Annotated in this window: 11 protein-coding genes and 1 tRNA gene; 8 read left to right on the top strand and 4 right to left on the bottom strand. The window is 59.5% G+C overall.

Annotation, left to right across the window (positions count from 1 at the left end):
* Positions 1 to 45: 45 nt before the first annotated feature.
* From J3P89_RS04400 to ychF, 8 genes are all read left to right on the top strand, one after another.
* Positions 46 to 1,770: a tetratricopeptide repeat protein gene (locus J3P89_RS04400; protein ID WP_434696802.1), complete on the top strand. Its 1,725-nt coding sequence runs from the start codon at positions 46 to 48 to the stop codon at positions 1,768 to 1,770.
* Between the two features lie 3 nt (positions 1,771 to 1,773).
* Complete coding sequence (lolB, locus tag J3P89_RS04395) at positions 1,774 to 2,391, top strand: lipoprotein insertase outer membrane protein LolB (RefSeq protein ID WP_434696801.1); 618 nt, start codon at positions 1,774 to 1,776, stop codon at positions 2,389 to 2,391.
* A 1-nt stretch (position 2,392) separates the two neighbouring features.
* Complete coding sequence (gene ispE / locus J3P89_RS04390; RefSeq protein ID WP_434696800.1) at positions 2,393 to 3,244, top strand: 4-(cytidine 5'-diphospho)-2-C-methyl-D-erythritol kinase; 852 nt, start codon at positions 2,393 to 2,395, stop codon at positions 3,242 to 3,244.
* A 37-nt stretch (positions 3,245 to 3,281) separates the two neighbouring features.
* A tRNA-Gln gene (locus J3P89_RS04385) sits at positions 3,282 to 3,356 on the top strand.
* A gap of 47 nt (positions 3,357 to 3,403) precedes the next feature.
* Positions 3,404 to 4,345 (top strand): ribose-phosphate pyrophosphokinase, encoded by a 942-nt coding sequence (locus tag J3P89_RS04380; RefSeq protein WP_003171603.1) that lies wholly within the window; start codon positions 3,404 to 3,406, stop codon positions 4,343 to 4,345.
* 142 nt (positions 4,346 to 4,487) lie between these two features.
* Positions 4,488 to 5,090 carry a 50S ribosomal protein L25/general stress protein Ctc gene (locus tag J3P89_RS04375; RefSeq protein WP_186612429.1) on the top strand — a complete coding sequence of 201 codons (603 nt, stop codon included), beginning with the start codon at positions 4,488 to 4,490 and terminating at the stop codon, positions 5,088 to 5,090.
* Between the two features lie 164 nt (positions 5,091 to 5,254).
* Complete coding sequence (gene pth, locus J3P89_RS04370; protein WP_047735973.1) at positions 5,255 to 5,839, top strand: aminoacyl-tRNA hydrolase; 585 nt, start codon at positions 5,255 to 5,257, stop codon at positions 5,837 to 5,839.
* A gap of 22 nt (positions 5,840 to 5,861) precedes the next feature.
* The gene (gene ychF / locus J3P89_RS04365) at positions 5,862 to 6,962 is read left to right on the top strand and encodes a redox-regulated ATPase YchF (protein WP_434696798.1); all 1,101 of its coding nucleotides are present in this window, start codon (positions 5,862 to 5,864) and stop codon (positions 6,960 to 6,962) included.
* Between the two features lie 54 nt (positions 6,963 to 7,016).
* On the opposite strand, the gene J3P89_RS04360 is transcribed toward ychF, so the two are convergent.
* The 4 genes from J3P89_RS04360 to J3P89_RS04345 all read right to left on the bottom strand — a co-directional run bounded on the left by J3P89_RS04360 (position 7,017) and on the right by J3P89_RS04345 (position 11,878).
* Entirely contained in the window at positions 7,017 to 9,092 is a 2,076-nt protein-coding gene (locus J3P89_RS04360) for a calcium-binding protein (RefSeq protein ID WP_434696797.1), read from the bottom strand.
* Positions 9,093 to 9,459: 367 nt separating this feature from the next.
* Positions 9,460 to 10,047: a hypothetical protein gene (locus tag J3P89_RS04355; protein ID WP_434696796.1), complete on the bottom strand. Its 588-nt coding sequence runs from the start codon at positions 10,045 to 10,047 to the stop codon at positions 9,460 to 9,462.
* Between the two features lie 4 nt (positions 10,048 to 10,051).
* Positions 10,052 to 10,495 (bottom strand): DUF3592 domain-containing protein, encoded by a 444-nt coding sequence (locus tag J3P89_RS04350; protein ID WP_434696795.1) that lies wholly within the window; start codon positions 10,493 to 10,495, stop codon positions 10,052 to 10,054.
* 165 nt (positions 10,496 to 10,660) lie between these two features.
* Positions 10,661 to 11,878: an MFS transporter gene (locus tag J3P89_RS04345; RefSeq protein WP_434571834.1), complete on the bottom strand. Its 1,218-nt coding sequence runs from the start codon at positions 11,876 to 11,878 to the stop codon at positions 10,661 to 10,663.
* Between the last annotated feature and the right edge of the window lie 180 nt (positions 11,879 to 12,058).

Genomic DNA, 12,058 nt, shown 5'->3' with positions numbered 1-12,058 from the left:
TTGTGTCATGATGATCCGACCGCAGGTTAGTCGCCCTCTTCCTATATGAATAGATCTTTCGCGTTGCTCCTCGCTTTTGCCTTCCTCGGCGGCTGCCAGTCCATGGCCCCCGTCTCGACGGACGGTACGCCACCGGTCGAAGACACCACCCCGACCCCCGAAAAGCCCAAGGTCTACGGATCGTTCAGCGAAGAAACCATCTTCAGCCTGTTGAGCGCCGAACTCGCCGGCCAGCGCAATCGCTTCGATATTGCCCTGGACAACTACGTGACCCAGGCCGTCAACACCCAGGACCCGGGCATCTCCGAGCGGGCCTTTCGCATCGCCGAATACCTGGGGGCCGACCAGCCCGCGCTGGATACGGCGTTGATCTGGGCCAGGAACGCACCGGACGATCTCGAAGCGCAACGCGCCGCCGCCGTGCAACTGGCGCGCGCCGGCCGTTACGACGACTCCATGATGTATATGGAGAAAGTCCTGCTGGGCAAGGGCGATACCCATTTCGATTTCCTCGCGCTGTCTGCGGCCGATACCGACCAGGAAACCCGCGACGGCCTGATGAAGAGTTTCGACCGCCTGCTGCAGCGTCACCCGAACAACGGGCAGCTGATTTTTGGCAAGGCCTTGCTCTTGCAACAGAACGGCGACTCCCAGGGCGCCCTCACGCTGCTGGAAGACAACCCGCCGGAACCCGGCGAAGTGGCGCCTATCCTGCTGCGCGCCCGCCTCTTGCAAAGCATGAATCGCGGCGATGAAGCCCTGCCGCTGATGGAAAAAAGCATCAAGAAATACCCGGACGACAAACGCCTGCGCCTCACCTATGCACGCATGCTGGTGGAAAACAACCGCATGGATGATGCCAAGGTCGAGTTTTCCAGCCTGGTCCAGCAGTACCCTGAAGACGACGACCTGCGCTATTCGCTGGCGTTGGTCTGCCTGGAAGCCAAGGCCTGGGAAGAAGCCAAGGGCTATCTGGAAGACCTGATCGCCCGCGAAAGCCACGTCGATTCGGCCCACCTGAACCTGGGGCGCATCGCCGAAGAACGCAACGACCCCGAAAGCGCGCTGATCGAGTACGCCCAGGTCGGCCCGGGTAACGACTACCTGCCCGCGCAGTTGCGCCAGGCCGACATCCTGATCGGCAATGGTCGGGCGGCCGAGGCCCAGAGTCGCCTGGCCATCCAGCGCGACACCCAGCCGGACTACGGCATCCAGCTCTACCTGATCGAGGCCGAGACCCTGGCGGCGAACAACCAGAGCGACAAAGCCTGGGCCGTGCTGCAACAAGCCTTGAAGCAATACCCGGACGACCTGAACCTGTTGTATACCCGATCCATGCTGGCGGAAAAACGCAATGACCTGGCCCAGATGGAAAAGGACCTGCGTCTGATCATCCAGCGTGATCCCGACAACGCCATGGCGCTCAACGCCCTCGGCTACACCTTGTCGGATCGCACCACCCGCTACGATGAAGCCAAGGTGCTGATCGAGAAAGCCCATCAGATCAATCCGGAAGACCCTGCTGTGCTCGACAGCCTTGGCTGGGTGAATTTCCGCCTGGGCAATCTCGACGAAGCCGAACGCCTGTTGCGCCAGGCCCTGGAGCGCTTCCCCGACCAGGAAGTAGCCGCTCACCTGGGTGAAGTCCTGTGGGCCAACGGCAAACAGCGCGAGGCCCGGCAAATCTGGAGCAAATTCCTCAAGGAACAGCCCGACAGCCCGATTCTGCGCAGCACCATCAAACGCCTGACCGGATCAGAGACTCTTTAAGCCATGTTTTTGCGCCACTTCATCGTCTTCAGCTTTATCGCCCTGCTCGCCGGTTGCGCGGGCTTCGGCGCCCGTGAATCCGTCCAGGGCCAAGGCAACCAGGCCCAGTGGCGCGCGCACAAGGAACAACTGAGCGGCCTCGACGGCTGGCAGATCGACGGCAAGATCGGTATTCGCGCGCCTAAAGACTCGGGCAGCGGCACCTTGTTCTGGTTGCAGCGCCAGGATTACTACGACATTCGCCTTTCCGGCCCGCTGGGTCGTGGCGCGGCACGGCTGACCGGCAGGCCAGGCCAGGTTTCGCTGGAAGTCGCCAACCAGGGACGCTACGAGGCGCCCAGCCCCGAGGCGTTGCTGGAAGAACAGCTGGGCTGGAAACTGCCGGTATCGCACCTTACCTGGTGGGTCCGCGGCCTTCCGGCGCCGGACAGCAAAAGCCGCCTGACCTTGGATGCCGACAGTCGCCTGTCCAATCTGGAACAGGATGAGTGGCAGATCGAATACCTCAGCTATGCCCAGCAGAACGGTTACTGGTTGCCCGAGCGCATCAAGCTGCACGGCAGCAACCTCGACGTCACGCTGGTCATCAAGCAATGGCAGCCGCGCAAGCTGGGGCAATGACATGAGCGCAACACGCCTGACGCTGCCCTCCCCGGCCAAGCTCAACCTGATGCTGCATATCCTCGGCCGGCGTCCGGACGGTTACCACGAATTGCAGACGATTTTTCAGTTCCTCGACTACGGCGACGAGATCACCTTTGCCGTACGCGATGACGGCGTGATCTATCTTCACACCGAGTTCGACGGCGTACCCCATGACAGCAACCTGATCGTCAAGGCCGCGAAAAAACTCCAGGAGCAATCCGGTTGTTCACTGGGCATCGACATCTGGATCGAAAAAATCCTGCCCATGGGCGGCGGTATCGGTGGCGGCAGTTCGAATGCGGCGACGACTCTGCTGGGCCTAAACCATTTGTGGCAGCTTGGCTGGGACCTGGATCGCCTGGCAGCGCTGGGCCTGACACTGGGCGCCGACGTACCGGTTTTCGTGCGTGGCCACGCGGCTTTTGCCGAGGGCGTCGGGGAAAAACTCACCCCGGTGGAACCCGAAGAACCCTGGTATCTGGTACTGGTGCCGCAAGTATCTGTAAGTACAGCAGAAATTTTTTCAGATCCGCTGTTGACACGTAACTCGGAGCCCATTAAAGTGCGCCCCGTTCCCAAGGGAAACAGTCGAAATGACTGCTTACCGGTGGTAGCAAGGCGTTATCCAGATGTTCGTAACGCTTTGAATTTGTTAGGTAAATTTACCGAAGCAAAACTCACCGGAACTGGAAGTTGTGTGTTTGGGGGCTTCCCAAGCAAAGCTGAAGCTGATAAAGTCTCGGCCCTTCTGACAGAGACCCTTACAGGGTTTGTAGCAAAGGGAAGCAACGTTTCGATGTTGCATCGCAAGCTGCAAAGTCTGCTCTAAAAGGAATCGAGTGCTGGGCACTCGCAGCAACAGATACAGGGGCGTCGCCAAGCGGTAAGGCAGCAGGTTTTGATCCTGCCATGCGTTGGTTCGAATCCAGCCGCCCCTGCCATTTTCCTATACTCATCCAGGTATACCCTCAGCCTTCAGGTACTGCGCGTGTCCAAGATGATGGTCTTTACGGGGAACGCTAACCCCGATCTGGCTCGGCGTGTAGTACGTCAGCTGCATATCCCTCTCGGTGACATTTCTGTCGGTAAGTTCTCCGACGGCGAAATCACTGCCGAGATCAATGAAAACGTTCGCGGTAAAGACGTCTTCATTATTCAGCCGACTTGCGCTCCGACCAACGATAACCTGATGGAACTCGTCGTGATGGCTGATGCCTTCCGCCGCTCCTCGGCTACTCGTATTACTGCTGTTATTCCTTACTTTGGTTATGCCCGTCAGGATCGCCGTCCGCGTTCCGCACGTGTGGCTATCAGCGCGAAAGTCGTCGCCGATATGCTGACCGTAGTCGGCATCGATCGTGTACTCACGGTCGATCTGCATGCTGACCAGATCCAGGGCTTCTTCGATATTCCCGTGGACAACATCTACGGCTCCCCGGTCCTGGTGGATGACATTGAAGATCAGCGCTTCGAAAACCTGATGATCGTGTCCCCGGATATCGGCGGCGTCGTGCGTGCACGGGCTGTTGCCAAATCCCTGGGCGTGGATCTGGGTATCATCGACAAACGCCGTGAGAAGGCCAATCACTCCGAAGTGATGCACATCATCGGCGACGTCGAAGGGCGTACCTGTATTCTGGTCGATGACATGGTCGATACCGCCGGCACCCTGTGCCACGCGGCCAAGGCCCTGAAAGAGCATGGCGCTGCCAAGGTCTTTGCCTACTGCACACACCCTGTGCTGTCGGGTCGAGCGATCGAAAACATTGAAAATTCCGTGCTGGACGAGCTGGTGGTAACCAATACCATCCCGCTGTCCGCTGCAGCACAAGCCTGTGCGCGTATCCGTCAACTGGATATCGCACCGGTGGTTGCCGAGGCGGTTCGCCGCATCAGCAATGAAGAATCGATCAGTGCGATGTTCCGTTAAGGGCCCTGCCCTTTCCAGGATGTCTCGTTGACGAAAAGCGCCCCGCCCCGGCATCACCTGTCGGGGCGGGGCTTTTTTGCCCATACCGTGCCTGGCGCTGGTCGCAAACGCCACTCGGTTATGGCTATTTTGGAGATACAACATGAACGATTTTACTCTGAATGCTGAAGTGCGTTCCGACCTGGGGAAAGGTGCGAGCCGCCGCCTGCGTCGTCTCGCAAGCCTGGTTCCAGCTGTAGTCTACGGTGGCGACAAAGCCCCTGAGTCCATCAGCATGCTGGCCAAAGAAGTTGCCAAACTGCTCGAAAACGAAGCGGCCTACAGCCACATCATCGAGCTGAACGTTGGTGGCACCAAGCAAAACGTCGTGATCAAAGCCCTGCAGCGTCACCCGGCCAAAGGCCACGTGATGCACGCTGACTTCGTCCGCGTTGTTGCCGGTCAGAAGCTGACTGCTGTTGTTCCAGTGCACTTCATCAACGAAGCTGCTCCGGTCAAGAAAGGCGGCGAGATCTCGCACGTGACTTCCGAGCTGGAAGTTTCCTGCCTGCCGAAAGACCTGCCTGAATTCATCGAAGTCGACCTGGCTGACGCCGAAATCGGCACGATCATTCACCTGTCCGACCTCAAGGCCCCTAAAGGCGTTGAGTTTGTTGCCCTGGCTCACGGTGATGACAAGGCTGTTGCCAACGTCCACGCTCCACGTGTTGCTCCAGAAGCTACTGAAGAAGGCGCTGCAGAGTAATTTCACTCTGTCGCCGGGGTGACCGGAAACATCGCGGACTGGAACGTAGCGAGACAACGGGCAAGAACGCGAAGTTTACTTAACGGTAGATCCGCAATTTTCGTTCGTTGTCGCCATACACCTGACCGCGACATGTTATCCACACTCCAGGAAGGGCCCCTATCGTGACTGCCATCAAACTGATCGTTGGCCTGGGAAATCCAGGCGCTGAATACGAACAGACCCGGCATAACGCAGGGGCCCTTTTTGTTGAGCGCATCGCGCACGCCCAAGGCGTCAGCCTGGCTGCCGATCGCAAATATTTCGGCCTGACCGGGCGCTTCTCGCATCAAGGTCAGGATGTTCGCCTGTTGATTCCCACCACCTACATGAACCGCAGCGGCCAGGCCGTGGCGGCATTGGCCGGTTTCTTTCGCATCAAGCCTGAAGAAATCCTGGTGGCCCACGACGAACTCGATCTGCCTCCGGGCGTTGCCAAGCTCAAGCAGGGCGGCGGCCATGGCGGTCACAACGGGTTGCGCGACATCATCGCGCAACTGGGCAATCAGAATACGTTCTACCGCCTGCGGCTCGGCATCGGCCACCCGGGCGTTGCCAGTATGGTTTCAAACTTTGTCCTGGGTCGCGCGCCTCGCGCCGAACAGGAAAAACTCGATGCCAGCATCGATTTTGCCCTCGGCGTGCTGCCGGATATCCTCGCCGGTGAATGGAACCGTGCGATGAAAAACCTGCACAGCCAGAAGGCTTGACACTTATCCGAGGGGAAACACCATGGGATTCAATTGCGGCATCGTCGGCCTGCCTAACGTCGGCAAGTCCACCCTGTTCAACGCCCTGACCAAATCCGGGATCGCGGCCGAGAACTTCCCCTTCTGCACCATCGAGCCGAACAGCGGCATCGTGCCGATGCCCGACCCGCGCCTGGAAGCTCTGGCAGCCATCGTCAACCCCAAGCGCATCCTGCCGACCACCATGGAATTCGTCGATATCGCCGGCCTGGTGGCGGGCGCCTCGAAAGGTGAAGGCCTGGGCAACAAGTTCCTGGCGAACATCCGTGAAACCGATGCAATCGCCCACGTGGTGCGCTGCTTTGAAGACGAAAACGTGATTCACGTTTCCAACAGCGTCGACCCGAAACGCGACATCGAAATCATCGACCTGGAATTGATTTTTGCCGACCTCGACAGTTGCGAAAAACAACTGCAGAAAGTCGCTCGCAACGCCAAGGGTGGCGACAAGGACGCAGTAGTCCAGAAGGGCCTGCTTGAGCAGTTGATCGCCCACTTCACTGAAGGCAACCCTGCCCGCAGCTTGATGAAGAACATGAGCACCGATGAAAAACTGGTGATCAAGGGCTTCCACCTGCTGACCACAAAGCCGGTCATGTACATCGCCAACGTCGCTGAAGACGGCTTCGAGAACAACCCGCACCTGGACGTGGTCAAGGCCATCGCCGAAGAAGAAGGTGCCATGGTCGTTCCGGTCTGCAACAAGATCGAAGCGGAAATCGCCGAGCTGGACGACGGTGAAGAGAAGGACATGTTCCTCGAGGCCCTGGGCCTGGAAGAGCCTGGCCTGAACCGCGTGATCCGCGCCGGCTACGAAATGCTTCACCTGCAGACCTACTTCACCGCCGGTGTCGAAGAAGTCCGCGCCTGGACCGTTCGTGTTGGCGCGACCGCCCCGCAAGCCGCCGGCGTGATCCACACCGACTTCGAAAAAGGCTTCATCCGCGCCGAAGTCGTCGCCTACTCGGATTTCATCCAGTACAAGGGCGAAGCCGGTGCCAAGGAAGCCGGCAAATGGCGTCTGGAAGGCAAGGAATACATCGTCAAGGATGGCGACGTGATGCACTTCCGCTTCAACGTTTGAAATAAAAAAAACACCGCGTGGCAGCAACTGTCACGCGGTGTTTTTTTATGGGCGTCAACTCAACAAATGCCATTGATCGACGTCTGGCACCACCCCGATCAGGCCTAATTCGGCGTCGGGAGCCGCAGCGGGAGCAAAGACCATGTTGTCTTCGCCAAGGCTTTCCCGCCAGTCCCCAGCCAGCGCAATCTGGAACGCATGGCCTTGCGCGTCCGCTTCCGCATCCTTCAGGTAAGTGCGGTCCAATGCCTCGTTGTAAACCAACTTCAGCGTCGTGTCCGTCCCCTCTCCGAAGCCGGTATAGCCCAGTGCCGATACATCGATCTTGTCGTCAACCGTAAAGCCCTCGATAAGGTCGGCAAAGCTCTGGCTGTCGGTACGGTAGCTGTCTTCGGTGGAGAGATAGCGGAATACGTCGGCGTTTTCCCGATTGTCCGTCCACAACGAAATGTCGGCCCTGTCTCCGCCGTTGAGACGGTCGGCGCCCGCGCCACCGATGATGACGTCTGGTCCGGCGCCGCCATTGATACGGTCATTGCCGTCCAGGCCACGGATGATCTCTGACAAGGCCGAACCGGTGATCGTATCGTTGGCAGACGTACCTTCGACGGTGGGCGCGGTAAACACCAGATTGGTGCTGTTCAGTTGCCCTACCAGATTGCCGTCCAGGGACAGTTCAAAGCGTTGCCCGGCGGCATCGGCGTCGTAGCTCTTGAGGTAGGTGCGGGAGCCGTCCGCGCTGGCCTGGATGGCCAAGGTGCCGTCATGGCCGTCGCCAATTCCGGTGAAGCCCAGGCCAATCAGGTCGATGCGGTCCTGTGACACATCGAAGTCCCGGACCCGGTCGCTATTGTTCAGCGCAGCCGTGCGGAAACTGTCGCCCAGTTCGGTAAAGCGGAAGATGTCCGCGCCAGCGCCACCTTGCAGAACGTCACGCCCGCCATTGCCCTGGAGCACATCGTCGCCGGCCAGGCCGTGGATGATTTCGGCGGCAGCGGTCCCCCGCAGGATTTCCTCACCGGCGTGCCCATCCACATGGAGCTTGCCATCCTGGCTGCCGAAACTGCTGTCCAGACTGCCATCGGCGTTCAAGCGGATGACATTGAAATCGCCGTTGCTCGTGCCGGCGGCCAGGATCCTGCCATCTGCCTGTACCGTCAATGCCACTGGCGTGTCGGCCTCGAAGGTCACCCTGCCGTTATCGCCAAAGTGGCTGTCGAAGGACCCGTCAGCGTTAAGCCGCGCGATGGTGGCCAAGGTACCGCCCTGAGCGTGGCCCATGACAACGATCTTGCCGTCAGCCTGAATAGTGACCGTCGAGTCTTCGCCAAAACCCATCGCAGCGCTCAAGCGCAGGACACCGTTGTCACCAAAACGGGTGTCCAATTGACCGTCGGGGTTGTAGCGCTGTAACGCGAACGTCGGATCACCCGCCCCGGCGGCATTGTAGGCAGCCCCGACCACGACACCTCCATCGGCCTGCACCGCAGTAGAGATTGCTCCGTTGAAATACGGGTCTTCGGCAATGTTGACGGTCAGCACGCCCTCGCTGCCAAAGCCGTCGACGAAGGTGCCGTCATCGCCGACCTTGGTGATAGTGGCCTGGTCGAACCCGCGCGCGCTGACCTGGAAGGTGCCGTCCGTGTTGGCTGTCAGGTCGATGTCCTTGAAGTCATGGCTGATGGCGACCGTCACGGCGCCGTTCTGACCAAAGGCTGCATCGCGTGTCCCGTCGCTGTTGAAGCGCTCCACCTGTATGCCGGTGTTCAGCGCGACAGCGACAAGCACCTTGCCATCGGCCTGCACCGCCGTCAGCTCGTAGCGGGACGACGGGGCTATTGTGGCAGGAACAATGTCGACGCCGCCGTCGTGGAAGCCGGTGTCCAGGCTGCCATCCGCGTTCAGGCGGACAACCGAATGGTTCTGTTCGTAGCCGTAGCTTTCCTCGCCTGGCGCGCCGGGGTAACCCCATGCCAGGTATTCGGTATAACCGCCAATCAGTATCTTGCCGTCCGGCTGGATAATGATGCTCTGGTTGTCATCGGAATGGCCGGTGAGGTCGACCTGGACAGTGCCCGGGCCCGTTCTCACGATATGGGAACCGGTTCCCGTGCTATCGGTAGTTGCCATGGTTTAATCCTTTAAATGGGTGCTGGATTCGTCACTCTAGTAAAGCGATCAGGGTTTGCACGCCGCCCGCCCCTGAGCAAGACCAGTGGTTTTGGTGGCCACTGGCCTCGTCGGAGCTGATCGAGATGATCGCTTTTTTACGGAGATATCAACGAGCGGCAAGTTCACTTGCGGCTGGAGGAAGACGACCAAAGGAACGTCTGGCGTCGGGGTGCACTGGTGACGGAAACCATCGACTCGCTCCCGTACATGGAGCGAGCCAACGACTCAGTCAGGTGAAGGGTGATTCGTCTATTCGAACCTGGCAACGGCTACGGATCGGTGACGGTGGGTAGCAAAGCGCCTTGTGCGATCAACCCCGCCGTGGCTAAAAAAGATAGCCCATATAGATCGCAGCGCCACCACCGGCCTGCAGGCCAGCGTTCACCCCCCCCATGAGCAGCGCTCCCTTGGCTGACAGAGCCAATCGGCGACTGACGGTGGCGGACGCAATGAGCGAGGTCGCCGGGTTGGAGCTCAGGGCCACCGACAATGCCAACAGCTTCGGATCGAGCCCGAACAGCAGAGCAGTGCCCGAAACGCCTCCCACCAAGCCGAAGCCCGCCTCGGTATACATGCAAGGCCCCGTGATATCGTCGCTGGTGAGGTCGCGATCGGCCAGGGCGTCGCTGACAAACACCCGGCCAATGCTGAAAAAAGACTCCGCCGCACCCGCACCCGATACGCTCTTGCCCTTGATCTGGATATTGATCTTGCCAAAGCGCGGCAATCGCGCGCCAATCCCCGCACCTACACCGACGCCGCCATAGCGGTAACTGATGTCCTCGCCCTGGGGCGAACGCAGGATGATCGAACCGCCACTGCCCGCCACCATGACCACGGTCAGACCGCCACCGCTGGCGGTCTGATATGTCCAGCGACTTTTGTTGACCGGGATCGGGATGTTATAGCTCATACGTTCAAAGTCCTTTAAGTGAATGAACCGCACCGCGACCGCGCTGGCGGATGGCTTTCAGCGAGCCGACCAGCGTGAAGAACAGCCCCATTGCCCCCAGCATCACAGGCGTCCCCCACAGGGCGCCTCGATCAACGATGATGGGGTTGTCGGCCGGCTGCTCGGGCAAGTAATACACTCGCACCGGCTGCCCCGGCTCATAGCCGAAGATGAAGCCACCCTGGGGGTAGGAAATTTTTTCACCTTTGCCGGTAGTGAACGCGATTTCGGGGTGAGAACCACCGGCATTCAACCGACTGACGATGCCATCGGCGATCTGCGCTCGGGCGAGAAATTCGTGGCGTTCGAGGATGAGAAGAACGGTGCCGCCCAACAACACAATGCCAATCAGGGCGAAGAGCAGGCCCAGCAGTGTTTGTCCAAGGCGTGAAGGGGCGTGTCCAGCCATAGCGTGTCCAGTATCCGTCCATGATAGAAGGCGCTCAGAGTAGCAAAGAAGCCTCACCGTCCGCATCCGTGCCAGATTATTGCGAGTGTCTGAGGACCGTAGCGAGGACGCTTGCTCACTCGCCACGGTCAGAAACGAATATCAGGAAGGAGCATTGCGCCCGACTCAGGCCTTTTTGGTCCTCGGCAGGAAAATCGCCAGCACCCCAAGCAGCGGCAGGAACGAACACAACCAGTACACATATTCGATGCCACGGATGTCTGCCAGATGCCCCAGCAGCGCGGCACCGATCCCACCGAAACCGAACATCAGGCCGAAGAACACGCCGGCAATCATCCCGACATTGCCCGGCACCAGTTCCTGGGCATACACCACGATGGCGGAGAATGCCGAGGCCAGGATGAAGCCGATCACCACGCTGAGGATACTGGTCCACAGCAGATCAACGTGAGGCAGGATCAGCGTGAATGGCGCCACGCCGAGGATCGAGAACCAGATCACCGCCTTGCGTCCGATCCGGTCACCGATCGGTCCGCCAAAAAACGTTCCGGCCGCTACCGCGCCAAGAAAGAGGAACAGGTGCAACTGGGAAGACGCCACCGACAAGTCGAATTTCTCGATCAGGTAGAAGGTGAAGTAGCTGGTGAAACTGGCCATGTAGAAATACTTGGAAAACACCAGTAACCCCAGCACCACCAAGGCGCTCAAGACCCGGCCCCTGGATAAGCCGTGGGTCGCCGCCTGGCCTTGCTTGAGCTTGAACAGGTTCAGGTGATTGGCGTACCAGCGGCTGATGCGGTACAGCACGAACAAGGCGAACAGCGCGAACAAGCCAAACCAGGCCACGTTGCCCTGCCCGTAGGGAATGATGATCGCCGCCGCCAGCAACGGCCCGAAGGCGGAACCGGCGTTGCCGCCCACCTGGAACGTCGATTGTGCCAGGCCGTAGCGGCCGCCGGAGGCCAGGCGTGCCACGCGCGACGCTTCGGGGTGGAAGGTCGAGGAGCCGATTCCGATCAATCCGGCCGCCAGCAGGATCAAGGCAAAACTGCCGACCATCGACATCATCACGATACCGACCAAGGTGCAGATTGTTCCTGCCGGCAAAAGCCAGGGCTTGGGGTGTCGATCAGTGTGGTAACCCACCCAGGGCTGCAGCAGCGAGGCCGTGAGCTGGAAGGTCAGCGTGATCAGGCCGACCTGGGTAAACGTCAGGCCGTAGCTTTCCTTGAGCATTGGATAGATTGACGGCAGCACGGCCTGGATCAGGTCATTGATCAGATGGGCCAGCGCCACCGCACCAATGATGCGCATGACTAACGGGCTGCTTTGAGGCGTAGCGGCTGGCGACGTCGTGTCGGCCTGGGTATTGCTGATAGCCATGGGAGTTTCCATACGGCGGATGGGTGCACACGGGCAGGTGCGTCAATGTGCCATTTTTCGGTGCGGCAAGGCTATCCCCTTAGCTTGCTATCTACCTATAAAAAATAGTCGCCGAACAAGGTGATAGCGCAACGCCATGGTCTGAATCTTGCCTTGTTTATGCTCTACGACGCGGCTCCT

The sequence above is a fragment of the Pseudomonas sp. Z1-14 genome (assembly GCF_051132005.1).
GTDB lineage: Bacteria > Pseudomonadota > Gammaproteobacteria > Pseudomonadales > Pseudomonadaceae > Aquipseudomonas.
The sequence above is the reverse complement of the archived record's forward strand: the minus strand, read 5'-3'. Positions and strand labels throughout refer to the sequence as shown.